At 71.8% G+C, this 25,610-nt stretch carries 27 protein-coding genes, 4 pseudogenes and 1 riboswitch; of the genes and pseudogenes, 6 read left to right on the top strand and 25 right to left on the bottom strand.

Features of this window, described 5'->3' with window-relative positions; genetic code table 11:
* Positions 1-12: 12 nt before the first annotated feature.
* Entirely contained in the window at positions 13-1,302 is a 1,290-nt protein-coding gene (locus IPM45_04000; protein MBK9178730.1) for an ISL3 family transposase, read from the bottom strand.
* Between the two features lie 77 nt (positions 1,303-1,379).
* Positions 1,380-2,101 (bottom strand): annotated as a pseudogene (locus IPM45_04005) (transposase family protein).
* Positions 2,102-2,642: 541 nt separating this feature from the next.
* On the opposite strand from IPM45_04005, the gene IPM45_04010 reads away from it, so the two are divergent.
* The 3 genes and pseudogenes from IPM45_04010 to IPM45_04020 all read left to right on the top strand — a co-directional run bounded on the left by IPM45_04010 (position 2,643) and on the right by IPM45_04020 (position 5,246).
* Positions 2,643-2,864: a hypothetical protein gene (locus IPM45_04010; GenBank protein MBK9178731.1), complete on the top strand. Its 222-nt coding sequence runs from the start codon at positions 2,643-2,645 to the stop codon at positions 2,862-2,864.
* Positions 2,865-2,969: 105 nt separating this feature from the next.
* Positions 2,970-4,541: an IS21 family transposase gene (locus tag IPM45_04015; protein MBK9178732.1), complete on the top strand. Its 1,572-nt coding sequence runs from the start codon at positions 2,970-2,972 to the stop codon at positions 4,539-4,541.
* Positions 4,538-5,246 (top strand): annotated as a pseudogene (locus tag IPM45_04020) (ATP-binding protein). The gene IPM45_04015 and the pseudogene IPM45_04020 overlap by 4 nt, the downstream one beginning before the upstream one ends.
* Positions 5,247-5,387: 141 nt before the next feature.
* Here IPM45_04020 and IPM45_04025 read toward each other — a convergent pair.
* Together IPM45_04025 and IPM45_04030 are read right to left on the bottom strand one after the other, a co-directional pair.
* Positions 5,388-5,702, bottom strand: coding sequence for a DUF1360 domain-containing protein (locus IPM45_04025; GenBank protein MBK9178733.1), 315 nt, complete (start codon positions 5,700-5,702; stop codon positions 5,388-5,390).
* Positions 5,699-5,938: a hypothetical protein gene (locus IPM45_04030; protein ID MBK9178734.1), complete on the bottom strand. Its 240-nt coding sequence runs from the start codon at positions 5,936-5,938 to the stop codon at positions 5,699-5,701. Before IPM45_04030 ends, IPM45_04025 begins: the two co-directional genes overlap by 4 nt.
* Before the next feature lie 617 nt (positions 5,939-6,555).
* Here IPM45_04030 and IPM45_04035 point away from each other — a divergent pair.
* A complete protein-coding gene (locus IPM45_04035) occupies positions 6,556-6,849 on the top strand; it encodes a helix-turn-helix transcriptional regulator (GenBank protein ID MBK9178735.1) in 294 nt (97 codons plus the stop codon).
* Positions 6,850-6,932: 83 nt separating this feature from the next.
* Entirely contained in the window at positions 6,933-8,141 is a 1,209-nt protein-coding gene (locus IPM45_04040; protein ID MBK9178736.1) for an APC family permease, read from the top strand.
* Between the two features lie 360 nt (positions 8,142-8,501).
* Here the strand turns inward: IPM45_04040 and IPM45_04045 are convergent, their stop codons facing one another.
* The 11 genes and pseudogenes from IPM45_04045 to IPM45_04095 form a co-directional block, all read right to left on the bottom strand.
* Positions 8,502-9,851 (bottom strand): DNA-packaging protein, encoded by a 1,350-nt coding sequence (locus IPM45_04045; GenBank protein MBK9178737.1) that lies wholly within the window; start codon positions 9,849-9,851, stop codon positions 8,502-8,504.
* Positions 9,844-10,302 (bottom strand): hypothetical protein, encoded by a 459-nt coding sequence (locus tag IPM45_04050; GenBank protein ID MBK9178738.1) that lies wholly within the window; start codon positions 10,300-10,302, stop codon positions 9,844-9,846. Before IPM45_04050 ends, IPM45_04045 begins: the two co-directional genes overlap by 8 nt.
* Complete coding sequence (locus IPM45_04055; GenBank protein ID MBK9178739.1) at positions 10,283-10,777, bottom strand: site-specific DNA-methyltransferase; 495 nt, start codon at positions 10,775-10,777, stop codon at positions 10,283-10,285. The genes IPM45_04050 and IPM45_04055 overlap by 20 nt, the downstream gene beginning before the upstream one ends.
* Positions 10,759-11,034: a site-specific DNA-methyltransferase gene (locus tag IPM45_04060; protein MBK9178740.1), complete on the bottom strand. Its 276-nt coding sequence runs from the start codon at positions 11,032-11,034 to the stop codon at positions 10,759-10,761. Before IPM45_04060 ends, IPM45_04055 begins: the two co-directional genes overlap by 19 nt.
* Positions 10,989-11,594 (bottom strand): ParB N-terminal domain-containing protein, encoded by a 606-nt coding sequence (locus tag IPM45_04065; protein ID MBK9178741.1) that lies wholly within the window; start codon positions 11,592-11,594, stop codon positions 10,989-10,991. Before IPM45_04065 ends, IPM45_04060 begins: the two co-directional genes overlap by 46 nt.
* 109 nt (positions 11,595-11,703) lie before the next feature.
* A complete protein-coding gene (locus IPM45_04070) occupies positions 11,704-12,147 on the bottom strand; it encodes a hypothetical protein (GenBank protein MBK9178742.1) in 444 nt (147 codons plus the stop codon).
* Positions 12,148-12,855: 708 nt separating this feature from the next.
* Positions 12,856-13,071, bottom strand: coding sequence for a WhiB family transcriptional regulator (locus tag IPM45_04075; protein MBK9178743.1), 216 nt, complete (start codon positions 13,069-13,071; stop codon positions 12,856-12,858).
* A gap of 88 nt (positions 13,072-13,159) precedes the next feature.
* A pseudogene (locus IPM45_04080) lies at positions 13,160-14,288 on the bottom strand (IS3 family transposase).
* Positions 14,289-14,344: 56 nt separating this feature from the next.
* A complete protein-coding gene (locus IPM45_04085) occupies positions 14,345-14,593 on the bottom strand; it encodes a hypothetical protein (GenBank protein MBK9178744.1) in 249 nt (82 codons plus the stop codon).
* The gene (locus IPM45_04090) at positions 14,590-15,327 is read right to left on the bottom strand and encodes a site-specific DNA-methyltransferase (protein MBK9178745.1); all 738 of its coding nucleotides are present in this window, start codon (positions 15,325-15,327) and stop codon (positions 14,590-14,592) included. Before IPM45_04090 ends, IPM45_04085 begins: the two co-directional genes overlap by 4 nt.
* On the bottom strand, positions 15,264-15,869 hold the full coding sequence (locus IPM45_04095; protein ID MBK9178746.1) for a ParB N-terminal domain-containing protein: 606 nt from the start codon (positions 15,867-15,869) through the stop codon (positions 15,264-15,266). Before IPM45_04095 ends, IPM45_04090 begins: the two co-directional genes overlap by 64 nt.
* Positions 15,870-16,068: 199 nt before the next feature.
* Between IPM45_04095 and IPM45_04100 the strand changes: the two genes are divergently transcribed.
* The gene (locus tag IPM45_04100; protein MBK9178747.1) at positions 16,069-16,758 is read left to right on the top strand and encodes a hypothetical protein; all 690 of its coding nucleotides are present in this window, start codon (positions 16,069-16,071) and stop codon (positions 16,756-16,758) included.
* 49 nt (positions 16,759-16,807) lie between these two features.
* Here the strand turns inward: IPM45_04100 and IPM45_04105 are convergent, their stop codons facing one another.
* From IPM45_04105 to IPM45_04150, 10 genes and pseudogenes are all read right to left on the bottom strand, one after another.
* Complete coding sequence (locus IPM45_04105) at positions 16,808-17,347, bottom strand: flavodoxin (GenBank protein ID MBK9178748.1); 540 nt, start codon at positions 17,345-17,347, stop codon at positions 16,808-16,810.
* A 15-nt stretch (positions 17,348-17,362) separates the two neighbouring features.
* Positions 17,363-17,767 (bottom strand): hypothetical protein, encoded by a 405-nt coding sequence (locus tag IPM45_04110; protein MBK9178749.1) that lies wholly within the window; start codon positions 17,765-17,767, stop codon positions 17,363-17,365.
* 56 nt (positions 17,768-17,823) lie between these two features.
* The gene (locus tag IPM45_04115; GenBank protein MBK9178750.1) at positions 17,824-18,318 is read right to left on the bottom strand and encodes a WhiB family transcriptional regulator; all 495 of its coding nucleotides are present in this window, start codon (positions 18,316-18,318) and stop codon (positions 17,824-17,826) included.
* Complete coding sequence (locus tag IPM45_04120; protein ID MBK9178751.1) at positions 18,315-19,418, bottom strand: AAA family ATPase; 1,104 nt, start codon at positions 19,416-19,418, stop codon at positions 18,315-18,317. Before IPM45_04120 ends, IPM45_04115 begins: the two co-directional genes overlap by 4 nt.
* Positions 19,419-19,625: 207 nt before the next feature.
* Positions 19,626-20,201 (bottom strand): GNAT family N-acetyltransferase, encoded by a 576-nt coding sequence (locus tag IPM45_04125; GenBank protein ID MBK9178752.1) that lies wholly within the window; start codon positions 20,199-20,201, stop codon positions 19,626-19,628.
* Positions 20,202-20,384: 183 nt separating this feature from the next.
* Positions 20,385-21,197, bottom strand: coding sequence for an ATP-binding protein (locus IPM45_04130; protein ID MBK9178753.1), 813 nt, complete (start codon positions 21,195-21,197; stop codon positions 20,385-20,387).
* Positions 21,194-22,759 (bottom strand): annotated as a pseudogene (locus IPM45_04135) (IS21 family transposase). The gene IPM45_04130 and the pseudogene IPM45_04135 overlap by 4 nt, the downstream one beginning before the upstream one ends.
* A 452-nt stretch (positions 22,760-23,211) precedes the next feature.
* Complete coding sequence (locus tag IPM45_04140; protein MBK9178754.1) at positions 23,212-24,390, bottom strand: hypothetical protein; 1,179 nt, start codon at positions 24,388-24,390, stop codon at positions 23,212-23,214.
* 89 nt (positions 24,391-24,479) lie between these two features.
* Positions 24,480-24,561: riboswitch (cyclic di-GMP riboswitch) on the bottom strand.
* Between the two features lie 73 nt (positions 24,562-24,634).
* Positions 24,635-25,198 carry a hypothetical protein gene (locus tag IPM45_04145; protein MBK9178755.1) on the bottom strand — a complete coding sequence of 188 codons (564 nt, stop codon included), beginning with the start codon at positions 25,196-25,198 and terminating at the stop codon, positions 24,635-24,637.
* The gene (locus IPM45_04150; GenBank protein MBK9178756.1) at positions 25,195-25,395 is read right to left on the bottom strand and encodes a hypothetical protein; all 201 of its coding nucleotides are present in this window, start codon (positions 25,393-25,395) and stop codon (positions 25,195-25,197) included. The genes IPM45_04145 and IPM45_04150 overlap by 4 nt, the downstream gene beginning before the upstream one ends.
* Positions 25,396-25,610: the final 215 nt, after the last annotated feature.

Raw genomic sequence — 25,610 nt, forward strand, 5'->3', positions numbered from 1 at the left:
GCGCTCCGCGTTTCAGCGGGGTGTGATGGTGGCGAGCAGGTGCCAGTTGGGTTTGCCGGCGTAGAGCAGGGCGCGTATCCGGTAGTTGCGGAAGTTGGTGATCCCGAACGCGACTCGTTTCACGCGCTTCACGAGGTTGTTGACCGCTTCGGTCGGGCCGTTGGACACGTGGGCGAGGTGCCATGCGGCGATCTCGTGTCGCCACCGTGAGCGGGTGCGGCCCAGGGAGCGGACCTCGGTCGGGCACGAGTCGTGCTGGAGGTCGGTGGCGAGGCGGGACACGAACTCGAGCGCCAGGTCGGGGTCGTGGTGGTCGTAGATGGAGCGCACGACCTCCTTGGCGTGCCACGCGGCGCGCACCTCACCGCGGGGGTCGCCGGCGTCGAGGAGCCCGAGGAGCTTGGTGCGTCCGCGGTCGTCGAGACGTTCATCAGCCTTGGTGAGCAGCCGCCGGGACCGATACAGCGGATCGTCCTTGCGGCCCCGGTGGCCCATGGTCTCGTTCTGCACCCGGCGCCGACACTCGTCGAGCTTGGTGTTGGCCAGCTTCACGACGTGGAAAGGATCGGCGACCTGGGTGGCGTCGGGGAACATCGTGTCGAACACCTTCCGGTAGGGGCCCGACAGGTCCATCGCCCCCCAGCGCACCCCGTCGAGCCAGGCGTCGGGCCGTTCGGCGAGCCATGCACAGGGGCCGCTCGATGAGCGGCCGGCGACGACATCGAGGAGCTGACCGCTGCCGACGTCGACGATCTGGGTCGACCACGACTGGGTATGCCACGGCCCTTGCCGGACGTGCAGCGTCTCGTCCAACCCGAGGGCTTCGACATCAGCGAACCGGTCGGGATCATCGATGAGCGCTTCGCCGTACCCGACCACCGCGTCCATCACCGCGTGCCACCCGCACCCCAACTCGCCGGCGACCTCGGCCACCGAACGGCCGCGGCGGCCCACCTGCACCGTCGCCCATCGTCCCGCCCGATCCGTGATCGCCAAGCGAGGCGCCGCGATCTCGGGTGCCTGTTCGGTGAACGAACCCACCGGACACGCCGGCGAGGGGCACGACCAGCGGACCTTGCGCCACACCAGCGTCGTCGGGCGTCCGAAGCACGGCAGATCCGCGAGCGACACATCCGAACGGTCCTTGGTCATCACCGGGCCGCCACACTCCGCGCACCCAGGACGAGACCCCCGCGTCGCGACGGTGACCACCAGCTGCCCGTCACGCTCCACCACCTCGAGCACCTCGACATCGGGCAGACCAACCAGCAGCTCGCAGCTGCACGTAGCATCCAAGGACACAGGGGCTCCTCGATCTCGAGACGTCAGACATCTCCAGATTCGTCGAGCCCCTGTCTCGCGCCCGGGACCTCAGCTGATCACAAGACCCCGCTCATCCGCGAAGCGCCGTTGTACTCGATCCGCACGCGGGCGAGCTCCGCTTCGAGCTGGACGGGATCGTCGAGGTCTTCGAGGTGGGGCCACTCGCCCTTGATGTGCCCGAAGAAGCTCTCGATCCACGCCTGGTCGGTCGGGGTGGGGGGCGGCCGCGGTGCTGGGCGATGGCCATGAGGGTCATGAACGCCCGCGTGTCGGTGGCGGCCATCGGCGGCCCGTTGTCAGACACAGCGAGCAGGATCGGGCGGGCCGGGTCGTCGGCCGCGAGGTCGAGCCGGGTGTCGGTCAACAGCTCGAGGAGGCCCTCGACCTCGAGGGCGTGCTCGAAGATCACCTGGACCTGGGTGGCGGTCTCCTCGACCGACACAAGCGTGTCGATCCACTTGCGCGACACCATGTCGATGATGGCGAACACGACCCGGCGGGACCGGGTGAAGTGGGTGGCGTCGTAGATCCAGATCCGGTTCGGTGCCCACACCAGCCAGTCCGGCCACGGCTTCTTCACGCTCGGCGCACGGGTGACCGGTTCGGGCAGGACGAGGCCGTGAGCAGCCAGGACGCGCCGAAACGTGGACGGCGCGACCCACACCAGGCCCTCGTAGGAGCCGCGGTGGGCGAGCTTGCGGTGGGACCGGTCGACCGGCCCCCACCGCTCGGCCACGGCCAAGATGGCGTCGATCTCACCGGGCAGGATCCCGTGCACCGGGTGCCCGCCCGGCCTGGTCCACGAGGGTGCCTTCGTGGCGGCGGCGGGCCCGCCACCGGTGGACCCGGTCGTCGGACACCTGCCACAACGAGCACACCCACCCATGCGGGAAGCCGTCGGCGACGGCCGCGTCGACGGTCTTGAGGACCAGCTCCGTCGCGTCGGCGGGACTCGACCGGGTAGCGGACCTCGCCGACGGACTCGTAGAACGCCCAGGCGAGGGGCTGCCAGTCCTGGCGGCGCTGCTGGAGCTGCCTGGCGGTGGTGTGGTCGCCGATGTCGATGCGCTGGCCGGCCGCGGTGATCACCCGGCCGGTCGCCTGCGGCGGCATGGCCTTGCGGGTCCTTGGGGTTGGCACGCCCGATGAGGGTGCCGGACGGCGCACCGGCAGGGTGGGCAGACCCGTTCACGCATGTGTCACCGCCGGCGAGGCGGGCCCAGATCCCGCTGCTCCCCCGGCGATCCTTGGGGTGTGGACCGCCCTCTAAGACATACAAAACCCAAGCATTCCCCGACGAAGTTGTTGCGGTCGGTCTCATGTCGACACCGGCGATCAGCCCCCGAACCGCGGCTCTCCGCTACAACGTGTCGATGTGGACGATCTACGACTGGATCAGGAAGGGGAAGATCCCCACCCGCAAGATCCCGTCGGGCCGTCTCCGCATCTTCCCCGAGGACTCCCCCTGTCGCCCGCCAGCCGCATGGGACCACCTGGGAGCGTTGAGCGCCAGGAGCATGGGACCACCCCAGCGCCAGTGATGGGACCACCCCGCCGCCAGTGATGGGACCACTTGGGGTCCACCACCGTCGGTCCTGCTGAACGGTCCAGTTGCCGCCGTCGGATCAGCGGGCCGGGAGGCGGCGATGGCGTTCAGGGAGGTCCGGGTGTTCGAGGTTCGTGAGGTGCTGCGGCTGTGGCTGGCCGGTGAGGGCATCCGAGCGACGGAACGGCTGGTCGGCTTCGACCGCAAGACCGTGCGCCGCTATGTGGATGCCGCGGTCGGGTTGGGGCTGGTCCGCGACGGCGGCGACGAGCAGCTGACCGATGTGTTCATCGGGGTGGTGGTGGAAGCGGTCCGCCCGCACCGCCTCGACGGGCACGGCGAGGCGTGGCGGCTGCTCCAGGCCCACCACGACGAGATCGCCGGGTGGGTCGCCGACGACCTCACCGCGGTGAGGATCCACGAGCTGTTGGAGCGGCGCGGCGTGGGTGTGCCGTGCCGGACGGTGCAGCGCTACATCGCACAGGTCCTGGGGCGCACCCGCGGTCGGGGCCCGACGGTCCGGGTCAACGATGGCGAACCGGGCGACGAGCTCCAGGTCGACTTCGGTCGCATGGGCCTGATCTTCGACCCGGCGGCGGGCCGGGACCGGGTGGTGCACGCGTTGATCTTCACCGCCTGCTTCTCCCGGCACTGCTTCGTGTGGTTGACCCACCGTCAGACCACCGACGCAGTGATCGCCGGGTGCGAGGCGGCGTGGGCGTTCTTTGGTGGCGTGTTCTCCACGTTGATCCCCGACAACCTCGCCGCGGTGGTCGAGGGCGCCGACGCGTTGGAGCCCCGCTTCAATCAGGCCTTCGTCGAGTACGCGCAGGCCCGCGGGTTCAAGATCGACCCGGCTCGGGTCCGCTCCCCGCAGGACAAGCCCCGGGTCGAGCGGCAGGTGCAGTTCGTGCGCGGCTCGTTCTTCGCCGGCGAGCGCTTCGTCGACCTGGCCGACGCCCAACGCCGCGTCGAGGTGTGGTGCCGGGAGCGGGCCGGGTTGCGGGTGCATGGCACGACCCAGCAGCGACCCGTCGAGGTGTTCGCCGTCGAAGAGCTGCCCTGGCTGGCGCCGGCGCCGACGGCGCCCTACGACGTGCCGATCTACGCGACAGCCAAGGTGCATAGGGATCATCACGTCGAGGTGGCCCGGTCGCTCTACTCGGTGCCGGGCGCCCTGATCGGGGCCCGGGTCGAGGTGCGCGCCGACCGGGCGCTGGTGCGGATCTTCCACCGCGGCCAGCTCGTCAAGGTTCATCCCCGCCAGCAACCAGGCCGCCGCTCAACCGACCCCGACGACCTCCCGGCCACCAAGACCGTCTACGCCATGCGGGACCTCGACCGGCTCCGGGCCATGGCCGCCGAGCACGGGCCGAACGTCGGCGCCTACGCCTCGGCGCTGCTGGACATCCCGTTGCCCTGGACCAAGATGCGCCAGGTCTACGCGCTGCTTGGACTCGTCAAGAAGTGGGGCGCCGAGCGGGTCGACACCGCCTGCGCCAGCGCCCTCGCTCACGAGCAGGTCAACGTCGGGCTCATCGGCCGCATGCTCGAACGCGGCACCGAACAGACAACGACGCCGACCACACCACCAGCAGGCATCGTGGTCGCCGGCCGGTTCGCCCGTGATCCCGGCCACTTCGCCGTCACCCGCACCGAGGCCGTCCGATGACCACCCCGACGGTCACCCCCGAACTGCGGGCCCTGCTGCGCCGCGTCAAGCTCGGCCGCTGCCTGGACACCCTCCCCGAACGACTCGCCCTCGCATCCACCAGCCGCATGGGACATGCCGAGTTCCTCGAGCTCGTCCTGGCCGACGAAGTCACCCGTCGAGAGACAACCTCCAGCCGCCCTGCGATCACGAGCCGCCGGGCTCGACCCGTCGATGACCCTGGACCGTTGGGACGACACCGCCAAGGTCAACTACGACCGGGCTACTTGGACCGAACTGTGCTCACTGCGGTTCGTCGACGGCGGCCACAACGCCGTCATCATGGGACCCGTCGGGGTCGGCAAGACCTTCCTGGCCACCGCCCTCGGCCACGCCGCCATCCGCCGCCGCTACACCGTGCACTTCGAACGCTGCGACCGGCTCCTCAAACGGCTCCGCGCCAGCCGGCTCGACAACAGCCACGACACCGAGATCCGCAAGCTCCTCCGCGTGGACCTGCTGATCATCGACGACTTCGCCCTCCAGAGCCTCGACGCGCTCGACACCGCACCCCAGCGGCCCGGCGATCATCCCGTCGCCGACGTTGACACCCCGACGAAGTGGTCCCATGCCACTGGCGCTCAGGTGGTCCCATCGAGCTGGCGCACGACACCCCCCCCCGACATCCGAGCAGCGCTCTTCCCTGACTACAAGGACGACAGGTAGGCGCGCGTGGCGTAGACCTCAACGTTCGCAACGTCAGGAGGCGCTGAATACACATCAGTTTCCACGCAACCTGGTGCCGCCTCGCGGCATGGGACTATCGGCGCACCGTGGGCAGCGCCGAATCCGAATCCGTCGCTGTCTTCAGCCGCCCTCGAGGAGCCCGGTGACGGTGGACGCGGCGAGCGCGAAGCCCAGCGGCCGCCAGGCTCGGGGGGCGACCCGGCGGGCGGCGGCCACCGCGAGCCCGGCCCACACCGACGCGCACCACGGGCAGCCGGCCAGGTAGGCGAGACGCCCGTCAGGGTTGCGGTCGACGACCCGTTCGCGGATCGGCCGGGTGAGCTCGTCGCTGGTCACGAGGCGGGTGAGGCGGTGCACGGCGACCACGTCCACCGCCAGGTTGGCGGCGAGCTCGAGGGCGGCGAGGGCCGGGCCGTAGCCGCACCGGTCGCTCACGCCGGCGTCTCGGTGGCTCGCAGCTGGGCCATGCGCCGTTCGGTGAGCCGCTTGACCGGGTGGCCGCAGCCGCAGCCGGCTTCGACGGTCACGCCGGGGGCTGTCCAGCGGCGCCCGTCGCTGGTGACCTGCCCGGCGGGGATGACGGCGATCCGCCGGGGGGTGGCGGTGCGGTGCTCGGCCCACCACACCTCGACCGTGCCGTCGTGGTCGACGAGCCGGCACGGTTCGAACACGGCACCGTCAACGGTGACTCCGGCGGGGAACGGGAACCTCACCGGGCCGACCATGCCCGCCCGGCCGGCTGGCGTGGTGGCAGCCGCAACGGCAGCCGCGTCCGGGCCAGCTCGGCGGCGTTGGTGCGGGCCGGGCCGGCGGCCAGCTGAGGGAACAACGCGGTGACCGCCCACACGCACGCGTCCACCCGGTCGGGGCAAGTCGTGGCCGAGCGTGGATCGCCTCGGGTTGTGCGTGTCGAGTTCGGCGGCCCTGCACGATCAGCACCTCGAGCGCATCGGCCTGCCGCGGGCTGGCCTGGGCGATGAACACCTGCGCAACCTGGTCGTGGAGGTCCCGGCAGTAGCTCTGGAACTGGGCGACCAGCGCGAGGAACAGGCTCCGGTTGAGCTGGGTGGTCCCCCACCGTCGGCCCGGGCCGGTCCCGGTCAGGTTGGCGTGCTCCGCTTCGAGCTCCGCGAGACGGGCGAGCCCGGAGCTGCGCCATTGGGTCAAGGCGGTCGAGGAGAATGGACGTGAGCCTCCCACGAGCTTGGCCCGACTCCCAGCGGCGGGCCTCAGCCCACTGGAACAACCGATATCGGCACTCGATATCTGTATCCGACATCATGTTCCCGTGAAGGAACTGCTTCGCGGCGCGATCCGATTGCATGTGCTCCACCACGCGGATGAGGGTGCGGTGCACGGGGCGTGGATGGCCGAGGAGCTCGCCCATCACGGCTACCGGATCAGTCCGGGGACGCTGTACCCGACGCTGCACCGGATGGAGGCGCAGGGTCTGTTGCGCTCCCGCCAGGTGGTGGTCGAGGGACGGGCCCGACGGGTCTACCGGATCACCGCCGCCGGTCGGCGTGAGCTCGCTGAGGGCCGGCGGGTCCTGCAGGAGCTCGCGGATGAGGTGCTCCCGTGACCGGCGCCGACGACGCGCAGCCCGACACCCGGCTGGCTCGCCGCCTCGGCACTCGCGACGCGGTGGTGATCGGCCTGGGGTCGATGATCGGCGCCGGGGTGTTCGCCGCTATCGGCCCGGCCGCCGCGGTCGCGGGCGGCGGCCTCCTCATCGGCCTGGCGCTCGCGGCGGTCGTCGCCTACTGCAACGCCACCTCCTCCGCGCAGCTCGCGGCGCTCTACCCGGCGTCAGGTGGGACCTATGTCTATGGCCGCAAGCGGCTCGGGCACCTCTGGGGGTTCCTGGCCGGGTGGGGGTTCGTGATCGGCAAGACCGCGAGCTGCGCGGCGATGGCGCTCACCTTCGGCAGCTACGTCGCACCCGACCTGGCGCGTCCGCTCGGCATCGGCGCGGTGGTGGCGCTTACGGCGGTGAACCTTCGGGGTGTGCAGAAGACCGCGCTGCTGACTCGCGTCCTCGTGGGGGTGGTGCTCGGGGCGCTCGCCGTCGTCGTCACCGCTGGATTGTCGTCGTCGCCGACGACCGCGAACATCGGGCCGCTCACCGACGGGGGTGTCCGGGGCGTCCTCGAGGCGGGCGCGCTGCTGTTCTTCGCGTTCGCCGGCTACGCCCGCATCGCCACACTGGGCGAAGAGGTCCGCGACCCCGCCCGCACCATTCCCCGAGCCATCCCGATCGCGCTCGGCATCACCCTCGTCGTCTACACGACCGTGGCTGTCGTGTCGCTGTGCGCTGTTGGCCCCGCCGCGCTGGCGGCGACGAGCGCGCCGCTCACCACCGTGGCCGAGGCGAGCGGGTGGTCCTGGGCCGAACCCGTGGTCCGTGCCGGCGCCGCCGTCGCCTCGCTCGGGGTGCTGTTGTCGTTGTTGGTCGGCGTCAGTCGCACCACCTTCGCCATGGCCGGCGAGGCCGACCTGCCGCGCTGGCTCGACGCCGTGCATCCGGTCCACCGGATCCCCCACCGCGCCGAGACGGTCGTCGCCGCCGCGGTCATCGCCGTCGTGCTCGTCGCCGACGTCCGAGGTGCCATCGGGTTCAGCTCGTTCGCGGTGCTCTTCTACTACGCCGTGGCCAACGCCTCGGCGGTCACCCTCACCGCAAGCGAACGGCGCTGGCCCCGCCCGCTCGCCGTCGCCGGCATGATCGGCTGCGTCACTCTCGCCGTCGCGCTCCCCGCCAGCAGCGTGATCGGCGGCACCGTCCTCCTCGTATCTGGCGCCGTGGTCTGGGCGTTACGCCGCCGCCTGAGCCGCACGCCAACGAGCGAGCACCCTGATGACCAACGTGGATGACAGCCCTTCGGGTTGGCGTCGAAGTCGTCCACGCTGGGGCGATGAGCTACATCATCCAACGCCAGAACCGCTTCTACGTCGTCTCCTACGGCACCGACCAACTCACCGGCAAGGAACGCCGACGATGGCACGCCGCCGGTTGCCCGCAGCCGCAGCCGCCGCCGGCTTCGACCGTCAGGCCGGGGGCTGTCCAGCGGCGCCCGTCGCAGGTGACCTGCCCGGCGGGGATGACGGCGATCCGTCAGGGGGTGGCGGTGCGGTGCTCGGCCCACCACACCTCGACCGTGCCGTCGTGGTCCGCGAGCCGGCACGGCTCGTACACGGCACCGTCGACGGTGACTCGGGCGGGGAACGGGAACCTCACCGAGCCGACCATGCCCGCCCGGCCGGCTGGCGTGGTGGCAGCCGCAACGGCAGCCGCGTCCGGGCCAGCTCGGCGTTAGTGCGGGCCGGGCCGGCGGCCAGCTGAGGGAACAGCGCGGTGACCGCCCACACGCACGCGTCCACCCGGTCGGGGCTGCCCCCCTCGCCCGGCACCCACTGGCACATCTGATCCTCCAGAGCGGGGAACGCGCCGGCATGGTGGACCCAGCCCTGCTCGTAGAGAGCGGCGACCGGCTCGGCCCGCACCGCCTTCCCGCCGGTGGCTCGCACCACCTGCACCGGCACCATCGGGTTCACCGCCTTGATGACCGACACCACCATGTCGCCGCCCTGGTTCACCTCGGCGACCACCCGGTCGGCGGCGAAGCGGTGGTAGGCGCCGACCGCCTGGGCGGCCCACCGCTCCGGGCTGCCGTGCAGGCTGTCGTCGCCCAGCACCCACGCGTCGGCGCCGGCCAGCCCGACGGTGACGATCCCGCATTCGTCGCCGCCGGCGGTGGCCGGCGGGTCCACCCCGACCACCGCCCGGTGCAACACGGGGACGTTCGGGTCGCGGTGGCCGTCGATCCACGCTCGCTGCCACAGGGCGCCTTCGACGTCGTCGAGGAGCTCGCCTTCGAGCTCCTGGCGGCCCAGGCGGGTGCCGCCGTAGCGGGCTTCGAGCTCGGCCAGCGCCGCGGCCGACAGGTGCGCCCGGTTGGCCCACGTCGACGTCCGCACCAGCCGCACCGCCCCGTCCGGGTGGCCGGCGCGTTCCCACAGCTCGCGCAGCAGCGGCGTCGAGCGGGGGGTGGTGGTCACCACCACCCGGGGCCGCACCCCGAGGCGCAGGCCGAACATGGCTTGGTCCCAGGCGTCGCGGTCGGCCCACGCGCCGAGCTCCTCGAGCCAGGCGCCGTGATGCTGGGGGCCGCGCAGCCGTTCCGGTTCGGCCGCCGAGAACAGCTTGATGCGCGCCTGGTTGACGAGGACCAGCTCGCCCAGGCTGCGGTTCCAGGCGGCCACCCACGTGGCCGGGACGGCGGCCAGGAGCCCCGACACGCCTTCCACGCAGGTGTCGCGGCCGTCGGCGAAGGTGGGGGCGATGACCGCCCAGCGGCTGTCAGGGTGGGCCATGGCCTGGTCGGCCAGCCATTGGGCGCCGCCCAGCGTCTTGCCTGAGCCCCGCCCGCCCGACAGCACCCACACCCCCCAGTCGCCGTCGGGGGGCGTCTGATGGGCGTGGCGGGTGGCGTGCCAGGCGACCAGTCCGACCAGGCGGTCCCGCACGTGGGGCGACGCCCGGGCCAGCAGCTCGCCGGCAGGCAGCCCTGTCAGGTCAGCCACCGCGGAGCTGGTCGACAAGGCGGGCCACCTCGGCGTCGATGGCGTCGAGGGCTTCGGCCCGTTCGGTGGCCCCCCCGGAGAGCAGCTGGGCGTTGCGGATCAGAGTGTCGTAGGCGCGGGCCGCGGCCGACAGCATCGGCGCGTTGGCCGCCGCGGCGGCGTCGCGCATGGCCTGGCGGACGACCGCGGCGGTGATGCCGGCGGCGTCGGCTTCGCCGGCCCGGCGCTCCGCCCAGCGGCGGTGCGCCGTCTCGACGGCGGCCCGTGTCTGCTCGGCGCGCTGGTGGGCGGCCAGGCGGGCCGCTTCGGTGGTGCGCTCCCACCGCTCGGCCTTGGCGTGCTTGTCGACCGCCTGGCGGGTGCAGCCCAACGCCGCCGCGATCTGCGAGGCGGTCTGCCCGTCGCCCCACAGGCGGCGGCCCAGCGCCCAGTCACGCCGCGGTGCGGTCATCGCCGAAGTCGCAGGGCTCGCCGGTGGCCTCCAGGACGGGCAGCCGGCCGGTGTAGTCCTGCCAGCGCCGGCAGATCACATCCACGTAGGCCGGGTCGACTTCGACCAGGCGGGCCCGCCGGCCGGTGCGCTCGCAGGCGATGAGCGTCGACCCCGACCCGCCGAACGGGTCCAACACCGCTCCGCCCTTCGGGCTGCTGTTGCGCACCATCGGGACGATCAGCTCGACCGGCTTCATGGTCGGGTGCTCCCGCGACGCGTTGGGGGTGTCGACGTGGAACACCGACACCTGGGCGTGGTCGCCGAACCAGCCCCGCCCACCGACGCGCCCCCACCGGCCCGCTGCCGGCTTGTAGGCGTACATGACCGCCTCGTGCTGGTAGTGGTAGTCGGTGTGGCCCAACAGCAGCCGTGACTTCACCCACACCAGCGACTGGCGCAGCCGCCACCGCTGGGTCACCACCTCCGAGAACACCGGATGCTGGGGGCCGGCCGGGTAGGCCACGTACACCATCCCCCCGGGCCCAGCACCCTGTCCACGTTGGCGAACGCCGCGTGCAGCAGCCCCGCCAGGCCGTCCCCATCGAGGTCGTCGTTGGCGATGGTCAGCGCGTCGCGGGTCTTGCCGACATAGGCAACCCCGTAGGGCGGGTCGGTCCACACCATGTCGGCCAGCCCGCCGGCCATCACCCGCTCCACGTCGGCGAGCCGGGTGGCGTCGCCGCACAGCACCCGATGCTCCCCCAACACCCACAGATCACCGGTGGTGCTCGTCGGAGGCGCCGCCGCCGGCACATCGTCCTCGCCTGGCACGGGCGGCCCGGGATCGTCGGCGCCGAGGTCGAGGCCGGCCAGCTCCTCCTCCAAGGCCTCCAGCGACCACGACGCCGCCGCCAACAGCTCCTCGTCCCGCTCGGCCACCCAGCCCACCATCGCCTCCAGATCACCCGGGTCGTCGCTGCCAGATCCGAAGTGCGGTCGTCGGCCAGCGCGTAAGCGCGGGCGGTCACGTCGTCGTCGTCCACCCACACCACCGCAATGTGGGGCCAGCCGAGCTGGCGGGCGGCCAGCAGCGTGTGGTTCCCGGCGATCACCGTACGGTCCGACCGGCGGGCCACGATCGGCTTGCGCTGCCCGAACGTGGCCAGCGACCGGGCGACCGCGTCGACGTCACCGCGGCGCGGGTTGCCGGCCAGCAGCAGGAGGGTGTCAATGGGGGCGGCCAGCTCGGCCAAGTCCAGGGCGATCACAGCGGTCGGGTTGCTACCGGTTGCGGCGGGTTGCTGCGACACCCGTTGCAGGGTGCCGGGCCGACCTGCCCGCGCGGTTGGCAGCGCCCGGCAGCCAGCTGGCGCAGCAGGCCAACGCGGGTCCGGGTTCTCTGTGCCCTGCCTGGCGCACTCAGGTGAGCCCTGCAGCGGTGCGCACCGCCGCTGCGAATCCCTCCCGGTCGGCCACGGTGACGGTGAGGTAGGGGTGGGCGACGGCACCGAACGGGTCCAGTCCATGCACCGGCTCGCGGAAGCACAGGCACACCCCACCGGCGGTGGCGCTGCCGAAGGTGAGACCGCGGTCGGCGAACGAGGCCCTGGCCCCGATGGCCCGATGGGCACGGTAGGGGCCGGTGACCTCGACCGAGACGACGTTGTCGACCGTCGTCTCGCACGACCACGGGCCGAACCGGGCCACCAGCCGGGCACCGTCGAGGGTGACGTGGGCCGTCGACGGCACCACCCCGATCAGCGCCAGCAGCGGCCGGGTGCGGCCGTCGAAGGCGAAGTCGAACTGCCTGACGCGTTCCGGTGGCGCGACAGCTGGCGTGTCGTCCGCGACCCCGGCCGCCAGGTCGAGGGCCGCACCCAGGCTCGCGGCGACGTCGTCGTCGAACGCGCCGTGGCCCCGCCAGCGCACGGCCCCCGTGGCGTCCACCAGGAACAGCCACACGGTGTCGGTCCGGTCGATGCTCAGACCATCGGTCACCCGGCGCACATCGGTGTAGACGGTGATCGTGCGTTGCAGCACCACAGGGTCGCCGATGGCAGTGGCCATCCCGCCGTCGATCATGCGTCGGGCGGGCGACCATTGCGTGCCGATCGTGGGCATCTCGTAGAAGCGCAGGCCCGGATCGACGCTGGCGCGTGCGTCCAGCCACGGTACCCATGAGTCGACCAGTGTCTGGTGCTCGCGGCGAAACGCCACGATCACGACGTTGCGCTCGCCCTCGAAGCCATCGGGGAGTGACACGGCCCGACGCTGCAGGTCCCGTCCCTCGAGACGGGGGAAGGACTGTCGACCGTCCGGGGGGTCTGTCACTCCGATCACGCTAGCGATCGGCGGATGGGGCGCAGTGGTCGAGGAGCCACGGGGTGAAGTCGCTGGCCTCGCCCTTCCACACGTCGCCGGGGTCCACTTCTTCGAGCTTCCCGAGGGTCGGGCCTGACGGCTCGTTCACGGCCGCTCCTGTCGTAGTCGATGGGCGATCGGAGAGAGGGCTCGACCACCCCTGGGTCCGTGCCCGCCTCTCTGGACTCAGAGTAGAGAAGCGCCACCAGCTCACGCGGCGGTTCCTTTGCGTCGGGCGGCTCGGATGCGGCGCCGCTGGCGTTCGCTGGTGGCGCCCCACACGCCGTGGCGGACATGGTTGACGATGGCGTATTCGGCGCAGGCGGCCTGGGCGGGGCAGGTGTGGCAGATGGCCCGGGCGGCTGCCAGCTCCGCGGCGCCTTCGCGTGGCGGGAAGAACAGGCTGGTATCGAGCCCGCGGCACACGGCCAGGTCGCGCCACCGGCCCGGCGGGGGCGGCCCATCGGCCGGCGGGCCGGCGGCAGTGAGGGGTCCCCGTTGAGTGGTCCAGGCGCTATGCGAGTGCTGGTTGGTGTCGGGTGGTCCAGGCCTCGGCGAACTCGCTGGGTGTGAGGTCGCCGTGGGCGCTGTGGGTCGGTGCTCGTTGTAGTCGATGCGCCAGTCCTCGATGAGCACCTGGGCTTCGAGGAGGTTGTCGAACTGCCAGCCGTTGAGGAACTCGTCGCGGAGCCGGCCGTTGAACGATTCGATCCAGGCGTTCTGCCAGGGCGAGCCGGGGTCGATGAAGATCGACCCGACCCGGTTGAACCGGCACCAGTCCGCGACGGCGATGGCGATGAACTCGGGACCGTTGTCGAAGCGCACGAACGCGGGAACCCGCGCTGCAGGGCGATCCGGTCGAGGGTCGCGACGACGCGGTCGGCGTCGATGGAGCGGTCCACGACGATGGCGGGGCACTCGCGGGTGTACTCGTCGACGATGTTCAACAGCTTCAGGGTGCGGCCGTCGACGGTGGTGTCGAACTGAAGTCGAGCGCCCACAGGGCGTTCGGGGCGATGGGGCACATGGCGCCGACGGCGGTGCCGATCCCGCGGTGGGGCTTCTTGCGCTTGCGGTAGGGCACCCTGAGTCCTTCCTCGCGCCACAGGCGCTGGATCCGCTTGTTGTTGACCTTGCGGCCTTCCCGGCGGGCAGCCTTGGCGGCCCGGCGCCACCCCCACCGTGGCCGCTCCTTGGAGAAGGCGCGAAGGAAGGCGCGCAGCTCGACCTCGTCGTCGCTCGGTATCGGCGGGTCGAGCCGCTGGGTGGACCGGTGCTGACCGACGACTCGGCACGCTCGACGTTCGGGGACCCTGAACCGTTCCTGCAGCATCACCACGGCTGCACGTCGACGATTCGGGGTCAGAAGTTTCCCTCGGCCAGCTCCTTGAGCATCGACTTGTCGAGCTCGGCCTCGGCGAGGAGCTTCTTCAGCCGGGCGTTCTCGCCCTCGAGCTCCTTCAAGCGCTTCGCATCGCTCGCCTTCATGCCGCCGTACTGGCGACCCACCGGTGCCAGGTCGAATCGGCGATCTGCAGATGCCGGCAGACCTCGTCGAGCTCGGTCCCGCCGGCGAGGAGCTTGTTGCCCTCGGCGAGCTTGCGGATGATCTGGTCGGGCGTGTGCCGCCGACGCTTGGTCATGGGTGCTGTCCTCCTGCCCCATCTTGGGGCAACGGACTCGCACAACACCCGGACCACTACAGGGGGGTCACTTCAGCAGGGCTGGCGGCTGTAGTGGTGGTGGGGTCGGGGCGGGTGTCGATGTCGGCGGGGGTGAGGGCCAGGTCGGCCGGGTCGAGGCCGCCGATCTGGTAGCCGCCGAGCTCGCTGGCGTAGCGGGCGAAGCATCCCCACGGCGGGGCCGGCCACAGGGTCTGCTGGGCCGGGTGGACCCGCACCAGTCGGGGATGCCAGGCGCGTCGGCGGGGGCGGGTGGCGACGCTCACCGGGGGTTCCTCGGCTCCCACCCGTCGGGCCACACCCCGACCCACGGCCACGGCGTGCCCCGCTCGAGGCGGGCCGGCCAGCCGGACTGGCGGCGGTCGCCCCGCCAGCGGCCCACGTCCATGACCCGGTTGGTGTCGTCGGTGGGGATGAGCTTCAACCCCAGCTCGGGCCAGCGCAGCCACAGGCTCGACCCGTAGGGGGCGAGCTCGCGGACCCCGGCCTGCCTCTTGGGGGCGTGATGCTCCACCAGCAACGCGAACCGGTAGCGGGTACGCAGATCGTCGAGGACGTGCTGCACCTCGCCGCCCCGTCCCCACCGGCCCGCTGCCGGCTTGTAGGCGTACATGACCGCCTCGTGCTGGTAGTGGTAGTCGGTGTGGCCCAACAGCAGCCGTGACTTCACCCACACCAGCGACTGGCGCAGCCGCCACCGCTGGGTCACCGCCTCCGAGAACACCGGATGCTGGGGGCCGGCCGGGTGGGCCACGTACACCCTCCCGCCCGGCGTGAGCACCGTGTCGACGTTGGCGAACGCGGCGGCCAGCAGCCCGGCCAGGCCGGCGCCGTCCAAGCGGTCGTTGGCGATGGTCAGCGCGTCGCGGGTCTTGCCCACGTAGCCCACCCCGTAGGGCGGGTCGGTCCACACCATGTCGGCCAGCCCGCCGGCCATCACCCGCTCCACGTCGGCGAGCCGGGTGGCGTCGCCGCACAGCACCCGATGCTCCCCCAACACCCACATATCACCGGTGGTGCTCGTCGGAGGCGCCGCCGCCGGCACATCGTCCTCGCCTGGCACGGGCGGCCCGGGATCGTCGTCGCCGAGGTCGAGGGCGGCCAGCTCCTCCTCCAAGGCCTCCAGCGACCACGACGCCGCCGCCAGCAGCTCCTCGTCCCGCTCGGCCACCCAGCCCACCATCGCCTCCAGATCACCCGGGTCGTCGCTGCCAGATCCGAAGTGCGGCTGTCGGCCAGCGCGTAGGCGCGGGCGGTCACGTCGTCGTCGTCCACCCACACCACCGCGATGGCCGGCCAGCCGAGCTGGCGGGCGGCCAGCAGCGTGTGGTTCCCGGCGATCACCGTGCGGTCCGACCGGCGGGCCACGATCGGCTTGCGCTGCCCGAACGTGGCCAGCGACCGGGCGACCGCGTCGACGTCACCGCGGCGCGGGTTGCCGGCCAGCAGCAGGAGGGTGTCGGTGGGGGCGGCCAGCTCGGCCAGGTCCGGGGCGATCACGGCGGCCGGGTTGCTGCCGGTTGCGGGGGGTTGCTGGGACACCCGTTGCAGGGTGCCGGGCCGGCCTGCCCGCACGGTTGGCAGCCCCACACCGGGCGGCTCCCAGGCGACTCACCGGCGGGCGTCCACATCGACGGCCTGGCCCGTTCGGTGCCCGCCGTCGGCGACCCGGCTGCGGCGCTACCGTCGAGGAGAAGGAACGGCGGGATGTCGGAACAGGTGGGCGGGTCGTCGGAACGAGATGCCGATCCTGCAGAAGCTCGGCGCGCAGCCAGTCGGCGCCGAGCGGGGTGCCACGACCGCTGCCAAGACGGCGCCTGCAACCGAACGCAACCAATCGAGGCCTGATGCCATCAGCACGAGCTTGGGACGACCCTTCCTGGCGCGAGTGGGACAACCCGTGGGCAGCCGGGTGCCGGTGGCTGCAGAGCTGGTGGCGGGACAGAAACGGATTCCCGCCCGGCGAGCAGAGTGCGATGCACCGCGACCGCCGGGTTGCCTCGGGTTGGAATCCAATAACCCGCGCCTCTATGGAACCCAGGGTGATTCAGAAGGAGCGGATCTGGTGTTCTTTGCGATAGCTGGAGTGATCAACGTTCTCCTGGCGCTCTTCCACCTGACGTTCTGGAGGGACAAGGATTTCAACTGGCAGCAAGAACTGCCCAAGATGAACCCGGCCAACAGGGGACTGATCCAAGCGGCCGTCATTCTGTTCATCCCCATTCTGCTGTCATGGGGGGTGATCTCGTTCCTGCTGGCAGGGGAACGCAACGATGACTCGCTGCATCGGGCGGTCATCGTGATGATGGGAACCTTCTACGTCATCCGTGGGGCCATCCAGCCCAAGTTGCTGGGCCTGGACATGAGTGGCGCGATCATCATGCTCATCTGCCTCAGCCTTGGGACGGGGTACTTCCTTATGCTGCTGTAGGGATTCCTCGGAACTGCGCGGGCAGTGCCTCGACAGCGAACTCGCGGGTTCAAGCTGAGGCCGTGGGAGGATGCGAACCGGATGCGAGTACTGCGGCGATCCCAGCCGCCCACGCAGCGATCTCGTCCCAGTCGCGCCGGTCACGCGTCGCTTCGGGCATGTTCCGGGCCATCCGTTTGCGGATGAACCCCCGTTCCTCGTCGACTCTGCCGCCGAAGACCACATGGTCCCGGGCACCGATCTCCGCGGCGAGCTGCTGCACCTTCTTCGGTTTGGTCCAGCGCTCGGTTTCGTCCACGTCTGCGTCCTCGTCATCCTCGCCGACCGGTCCGCTGCTGAACAGCCACACCGGGTGCTGGGCGAGCCAGTCGCGGTGATCGCCCAAGAACCGCAACGCGTCGCCGCGCCAGTGGCCGGCGTACACGGCGCTACCCACCACCGCCGCCCAGTACCCCGCCAGCGAGCGCGCCGAGCGGGCACGTTTCACGTCGACTTCCAGCCCATTCGCCTTCAGCGCTGCGCCGATCGCTTCGGCGATCTCAGCCGTGGCGCCGTACTTGGACCCGTAGGCCACCAGCACTCGGTCCATCGCCGCTCCTCCACCTCACCGGCGCTCTCGAGCCGCACCGGCATCGACGTCAGGCACCGTGCAGGTGACCGCCTCGGCGCGGACCTTGATCTCGCGCAGCATCTTCTGGGTCATCACGAAACTGATGATCCCGATCGGCGACATGGCCACCTCGCTGAGCCGGGAGCCGAAACCCGTCCGCTCACGCACCAACAACCGGGAGCGCCCACCCGGGGCGGGCCGCACGACGAAGCTCCACGAGAACTCCCAGCGGAGCTGGGAGTCCCGATGGATCGGACGGCCCGCTCGAACGTCGCCGACCTGCAACACCAGCGCCTCGCCGGGCAGCACCTCCATCACGTACCAGCCACCAGATCCCTTGGCGCACGAGATGTTCGTGCGCCAAGGCCCGGTGCTGGTGTGGCTGAGCGTCACCGACATCCGGGCCGGCGACGGGGTCGAGCCCTACTGCTCGATCGACGACGTGGGCGACCAGCTCACGCGGCGGTGCCTTTGCGTCGGGCGGCTCGGATGCGGCGCCGCTGGCGTTCGCTGGTGGCGCCCCACACGCCGTGGCGGACATGGTTGACGATGGCGTACTCGGCGCAGGCGGCCTGGGCGGGGCACGTGTGGCAGACGGCCCGGGCGGCTGCCAGCTCCGCGGCGCCTTCGCGTGGCGGGAAGAACAGGCTGGTATCGAGGCCGCGGCACACGGCCAGGTCGCGCCACCGGCCCGGCGGGGGCGGCCCATCGGCCGGCGGGCCGGCGCCAGAGCTGGCGGTGGTGGTGGGGTCGGGGCGGGTGTCGATGTCGGCGGGGGTGAGGGCCAGGTCGGCCGGGTCGAGGCCGCCGATCTGGTAGCCGCCGAGCTCGCTGGCGTAGCGGGCGAAGCATCCCCACGGCGGGGCCGGCCACAGGGTCTGCTGGGCCGGGTGGACCCGCACCGGTCGGGGATGCCAGGCGCGTCGGCGGGGGCGGGTGGCGACGCTCACCGGGGGTTCCTCGGCTCCCACCCGTCGGGCCACACCCCGACCCACGGCCACGGCGTGCCCCGCTCGAGGCGGGCCGGCCAGCCGGACTGGCGGCGGTCGCCCCGCCAGCGGCCCACGTCCATGACCCGGTTGGTGTCGTCGGTGGGGATGAGCTTCAACCCCAGCTCGGGCCAGCGCAGCCACAGGCTCGACCCGTAGGGGGCGAGCTCGCGGACCCCGGCCTGCCTCTTGGGGGCGTGATGCTCCACCAGCAACGCGAACCGGTAGCGGGTACGCAGATCGTCGAGGACGTGCTGCACCTCGCCGGCGGCCAGCTCGTCGTTCTCGCTGGCGGCGACCCGGTACGCCTTGTACAGCGGGCCCAGGCACACCAGCGCCGGGGCGACGTGGGCGACGACCGCCTCCAGCTCGCCACGGCCGGCACGGCTGCGCAGGTCGATCCCGCCCGGCCGGTGCCACAGCCAGGCGGCGTGCTCGCGGTACCGGTCGCCTTTCACCCGCATGGCCTGCGAGCGGACCAGGTTGCAGCGTTCGATCACCGCGTCGTCGGGGTTCTCCAAATCGACGATCAGCGTGTTCACCGGAGGCGCCGGCTCGAAGTTGAACGGGTGGATGCCCTGAGCGGCGCACATGGCCACCTGCCCGGTGACCCAGCTCTTCCCGACCCCTTCGGGGGCGACGACCATGCACCGCCAACCGACCCGCAGCAGGCCGGGCACCACCCAGGGGGCCACGTCGGCGGTGTCGCGGGCGACGAACTCGTCGACCGACCACACGTCGGCGGGCAGCCGGCCGGTGGGCACCTCGATGGCGGCCAGCGCCGCCTTGGCCTCGTCGAGGGTGTCGGCCGGGTCGCGGGTCGGGTCGACCGCCGTGCCGGCACCGGTGCCCGTGGCCCCGGGCAGCCTGGGCGCCCTGACGGGCCTCGGGGCGGGTGGGCGATGAGCGCCACCGACGTCGGCGCCTCGCCGCTGGTCGAGATCGAGCGCCACGTGCAGGAGCGGGCCAAGGCCCGCGCCCTCGACCTGGCGGCTCCGGGGGGCCTCGACCACCTGCGTGCCCTGATCGGCGACGAAGTCGCCGCCTGGAGCGAGCAGCACCGGCAGGGCCTGCGGCCCTTCGACATCGCCGACCCGCCGACCGTCGCCGACCGGGCCTTTCGCAACCTCGCGGGCTACGGGCCGCTCGAGCCGCTCCTCGCCGATCCCGACGTGTGGGAGATCATGGTGAACGCGCCCGATGCCGTGTTCGGCGAATACGAAGCCACCGCACCGCTCAGCCACTACGCCGTGGGTGATGCTGCCCCTTCAGCGCAGGTTGAGCCGCATGACCACGCGGGGGAAGCCGTTGAGCACGGAGTCGGTGTCGGCGGCCTTGGTGAAGCCCGCCTGTTCGAACAGGCTCTGCGTGCCGACGTAGGCCATCGTGAGGTCAACCTTGGCGCCCTTGTTGTCGACGGGGTAGCCCTCGATGGCGGGCGCGCCGTTGGTCCGGGCGAATTCCACCGCGCCGGCGAGCAGGTGGTGCGAGATGCCCTGCTTGCGGTGGCCTGGGCGCACTCGGATGCACCACACCGACCACACGTCCAGGTCGTCGACGTGGGGGATCTTCCGATTGCGGGAGAAGCTCGTGTCAGCCCGGGGGTGCACCGCTGCCCAGCCGACCACTTCGTCGCCGTCGTAAGCGAGCACTCCCGGTGGCGGGGTCTCGGACACCAGCTGGAGGACTCGCTCGCCGCGGGCGGAGCCGACGAGTTCCCGATTCTCTTTCGAGGAGGTCAACCGATAGCTCAAACACCAGCACACACTGGCGTCGGGACGCTTCGGTCCCAACATGGTCGCCATGTCGTCGAACACGGTCGCAGGTACCACTCGGATCGCCATCGTCACCACGCTGCTCGTCGGCGTCTCGCGGTGTCAATGGCGGGTCTTCCCGCCGCCGGCACGTTGCGGCTGATCAGCCTCGAAGGACGGCGCGCTCCCAGGTTCGTGCCGGAGAGATCTGTCGTGCGCCAGCTCGATGGGACCACCTGAGCGCCAGTGGCATGGGACCACTTCGTCGGGGTGTCAACGTCGGCGACGGGATGATCGCCGGGCCGCTGGGGTGGGGTCAAGGGCGTCATCGATGGCGGTGACTCCGGGCTTCTGTCGGCGCCGGTAGGACTCGCCGTCGAGGACGAGTTCGTGGGCGGCGGACTGGAGCCGGTCGATGGCGGACTGGGCCAGGAGCGGGTCGGCCATGTAGCCGAGCCACTCGATCGGTTCCCGGTTCGAGGTGACGATGGTGGCGGCCACGCGGTGGCGTTCGACGATGAGCTCGTAGACGTCGGCGGTGTCGAGCGCGTCGAGGCTCTGGAGGGCGAAGTCGTCGATGATCAGCAGGTCCACGCGGAGGAGCTTGCGGATCTCGGTGTCGTGGCTGTTGTCGAGCCGGCTGGCGCGGAGCCGTTTGAGGAGCCGGTCGCAGCGTTCGAAGTGCACGGTGTAGCGGCGGCGGATGGCGGCGTGGCCGAGGGCGGTGGCCAGGAAGGTCTTGCCGACCCCGACGGGTCCCATGATGACGGCGTTGTGGCCGCCGTCGACGAACCGCAGTGAGCACAGTTCGGTCCAAGTAGCCCGGTCGTAGTTGACCTTGGCGGTGTCGTCCCAACGGTCCAGGGTCATCGACGGGTCGAGCCCGGCGGCTCGTGATCGCAGGTCGGCTGAGGTTGTCTCTCGACGGGTGACCTCGTCGGCCAGGACGAGCTCGAGGAACTCGGCGTGTCCCATGCGGCTGGTGGCGGCGAGGGCGAGTCGTTCGGGGAGGGTGTCCAGGCAGCGGCCGAGCTTGACGCGGCGCAGCAGGGCCCGCAGTTCGGGGGTGACCGTCGGGGTGGTCATCGGACGGCCTCGGTGCGGGTGACGGCGAAGTGGCCGGGATCACGGGCGAACCGGCCGGCGACCACGATGCCTGCTGGTGGTGTGGTCGGCGTCGTTGTCTGTTCGGTGCCGCGCTCGAGCATGCGGCCGATGAGTCCGACGTTGACCTGCTCGTGAGCGAGGGCGCTGGCGCAGGCGGTGTCGACCCGCTCGGCGCCCCACTTCTTGACGAGTCCAAGCAGCGTAGACCTGGCGCATCTTGGTCCAGGGCAACGGGATGTCCAGCAGCGCCGAGGCGTAGGCGCCGACGTTCGGCCCGTGCTCGGCGGCCATGGCCCGGAGCCGGTCGAGGTCCCGCATGGCGTAGACGGTCTTGGTGGCCGGGAGGTCGTCGGGGTCGGTTGAGCGGCGGCCTGGTTGCTGGCGGGGATGAACCTTGACGAGCTGGCCGCGGTGGAAGATCCGCACCAGCGCCCGGTCGGCGCACCTCGACCCGGGCCCCGATCAGGGCGCCCGGCACCGAGTAGAGCGACCGGGCCACCTCGACGTGATGATCCCTATGCACCTTGGCTGTCGCGTAGATCGGCACGTCGTAGGGCGCCGTCGGCGCCGGCGCCAGCCAGGGCAGCTCTTCGACGGCGAACACCTCGACGGGTCGCTGCTGGGTCGTGCCATGCACCCGCAACCCGGCCCGCTCCCGGCACCACACCTCGACGCGGCGTTGGGCGTCGGCCAGGTCGACGAAGCGCTCGCCGGCGAAGAACGAGCCGCGCACGAACTGCACCTGCCGCTCGACCCGGGGCTTGTCCTGCGGGGAGCGGACCCGAGCCGGGTCGATCTTGAACCCGCGGGCCTGCGCGTACTCGACGAAGGCCTGATTGAATCGGGGCTCCAACGCGCCGGCGCCCTCGACCACCGCGGCGAGGTTGTCGGGGATCAACGTGGAGAACACGCCACCAAAGAACGCCCACGCCGCCTCGCACCCGGCGATCACTGCGTCGGTGGTCTGACGGTGGGTCAACCACACGAAGCAGTGCCGGGAGAAGCAGGCGGTGAAGATCAACGCGCACCACCCGGTCCCGGCCCGCCGCCGGGTCGAAGATCAGGCCCATGCGACCGAAGTCGACCTGGAGCTCGTCGCCCGGTTCGCCATCGTTGACCCGGACCGTCGGGCCCCGACCGCGGGTGCGCCCCAGGACCTGTGCGATGTAGCGCTGCACCGTCCGGCACGGCACACCCACGCCGCGCCGCTCCAACAGCTCGTGGATCCTCACCGCGGTGAGGTCGTCGGCGACCCACCCGGCGATCTCGTCGTGGTGGGCCTGGAGCAGCCGCCACGCCTCGCCGTGCCCGTCGAGGCGGTGCGGGCGGACCGCTTCCACCACCACCCCGATGAACACATCGGTCAGCTGCTCGTCGCCGCCGTCGCGGACCAGCCCCAACCCGACCGCGGCATCCACATAGCGGCGCACGGTCTTGCGGTCGAAGCCGACCAGCCGTTCCGTCGCTCGGATGCCCTCACCGGCCAGCCACAGCCGCAGCACCTCACGAACCTCGAACACCCGGACCTCCCTGAACGCCATCGCCGCCTCCCGGCCCGCTGATCCGACGGCGGCAACTGGACCGTTCAGCAGGACCGACGGTGGTGGACCCCAAGTGGTCCCATCACTGGCGGCGGGGTGGTCCCATCACTGGCGCTGGGGTGGTCCCATGCTCCTGGCGCTCAACGCTCCCAGGTGGTCCCATGCGGCTGGCGGGCGACAGATCCGCCCGACTTCCGGTGGTTGGCGGCACCCACGCTGCGGCGACAGTGCGCGTTGTTCGACGCCCCTTGCTGCCGCCCCCCTGCTGGGCCGGCCGTTGAGCAGCGGCCGGCCCTCGTAGAGCGTCCCCTCGTCGTCGACCAGGCGGCCCGGGCCAACGTGCCGTGGGGTCCGCTGGCCGGCCCTGTGGCGGCGGCGCTGGCTGGGCCGCGTCCGCCGCCGCGGGGATGCGACCGCTCGGTCGGTGTCGCGGCGGTGCTCGCCGCGTTCGACTAGCTACGGGCGACGTCGAAGTCGGGCGGGCCGGGCGTGAAGTCCTTCACCTCGCCCGAGTCGATCTCGGCCTGGCGGAAGTAGTCGGTGCCGGGGCCACCCCAGATCTCGTCGACCCCGGCGCCGCCGTCGAGAATGTCGTTGCCGGCCCCGCCGACCAGCACGTCGTCACCGGAGGAGCCGTCAAGGTAGTCGTTGTCGTCGCCGCCGAACAGCTGGTCGTCGCCGGGATCGCCCATTAGTGCGTCCTGTCCGGGACCACCCACGAGCACGTCGTTGCCGTCCTCACCGCTCAGCAGGTCATTGCCGTCCTCGCCGAACACGGCGTCGTTCCCGGAGTGACCCTGGATGCGGTCGTTGCCGGCACCGCCACGGAGGATGTCGTCGCCGGGGTAGCCGCCCAAGCAGTCGTTGCCTCCGAGCCCGTCGATCACGTCGGCTCCGGACCCACCCAGCAGCCCCGGGGTAGAACCACCCCAGTTGCACGAGAAGCTCCAGGAGTAGTTCGGGAGGGGCGGCCGTGCCGGGTCGTTCACGGAGGAGACCCCGTTCCAGTCGGAGCCGCCGTTGTTGCCGGGGGTGCCGGTGATGGTGGCCGGGTCGGTGGGCACGGCCGGCTCGGCCGGCGGTGGCGGTCCAGCCGGCCCGCTCGGAGCGGGCGGCGGCGTGAACCCGTCCGCGCCCGGCGCCGCCACCTCCGGCCCCAGCGGCAACACTGCGGCGACGATGGCGACCACGACCGTGGCCGGCGCCGAACGCGAACCGTCCCCGCCCACCGCCACCACCGTGCACGTGTGCACCCCCGGGCTGAGCGACAACGACATCGACGTCGCCCCCGTCGACCCCACCCCGGCGCCGTCACAGGACACCTCGTAGGCCACCGCCCCCGCCACCGGCCCCCACGACAACACCGCCACCGACCCCGACACCGCCACCGACACCACCGGCGCCGCCACCTCGGCCCGAACCACCGGCAACCGCACCGCCACCGCCGGCGCCGCCAACTCGGCCCGAACCACCGGCAACCGCACCGCCACCGCCCGCCCCACCGGCGCCGACAACCCCGCCGCCCCCGCCGGGGCGCCCGCACCCAGCACCAGCCCACCGGCCAGCGACACCACCCCCGCGGCCACCCCCGCCCGGCTCAGCTGCCTGCGCAACGACCGCATCGAACCCATCACACCCTCCTCGCCTCGAGGCGCGGCACGACCCGCCCCGGGTGTCCACACCCACGACCGGCCCACCAGCCCTCCCACCATGCAGGACGACTCCAGCGCCGGTCTCGCCAGTGGCTCCCCACGGGCCCAGCGGCCGAACACGACCCGTGGCTCAACGCCTCGCCTACGGGCAGCGAACACCCCCACCCCCCCCGGCTAGAGCCGAACGGCCCTGGCGCGCCCACCGGCCCGCCGGCCCGTTCGGCTAGTGGGCGGCCTCGCACGCCGACGCGCAGGCGACGGCCCCGAACGGGCGGTAGCACAGGGCGACGGCCAGGCTGGCGTTCACGACGTTGATCGACTCGACGGCGAGCAGCAAGGTGACGTCGACGGCGACGTCGACCTCGCCGGGGGTGACGTCGACCATGGCGGTCACCGCGGCGGGGAGCCGGCCGACGGTTGCCAGACCGGTCTGGGCGAGCATCGCGGCCTGGGTGCGGGCCCGGCAGGTGGCGTCGACGAGCAGGTCGACGGTGCCGGCCAGGTCCTCCTGGTCGTTCCACTCGATGGTCAGCGACGCGGTGCAGGCCAGGCGCAGGTCGATGCCGCCCAGGTCCGGCACCGAGCAGGTCACCTGCAGGGCGTCGGTGAGCGTCGCCCCGGCGGTGACGAACTGCTCGCCCGGCACCGAGGCGCACCAGCCGAGGGTGGCGGCGTCGCCCAGCTGGCGGATCGGCGGACTGATCGTGCGGCGTTCGAGCTCGAACAGCCGGTCGCGCACGGAGGCCAGTTCGGAGGAAACGGTGGGGAGGGTCAGGTCGTGGATCACGAGCCGGCCTCCCACGGGCCGACCTCGACCTGCACCGAGTCGTCCGCCGGGGTGGCGGTGAGCGCGAGCACCCGGTAGACGCCGTTGACCTGCACCCAGCCGTCGTCGATGACCACGTTCACCCGGTCCCCCGGCTCGACGCAGCCGGCGACGACCTCGGCGGCCGGGTTGACGGTCTCGGTGCGATGCCAGCGCACGGAGAACGTCCGGGCCCGGCGCGGGCGGCGAGCCGGTCGATGGCGCCGGCCAGGCACCGAGCTCGGGTCGAGGTGCCGGCGGATCACCGACGCCCAATCCCGACGGGTCGAGGGCGATAGGTCACGGTCGAGCACCGCGTCGAAGAGGACGCGCATCGCGGCGTCGCCGGCCACGTGGTCGGTACGGCCGACCTCGACAAGGAGCTCAGCCAGGG

The organism is Acidimicrobiales bacterium, assembly GCA_016716005.1.
Taxonomy (GTDB): domain Bacteria; phylum Actinomycetota; class Acidimicrobiia; order Acidimicrobiales; family JADJXE01; genus JADJXE01.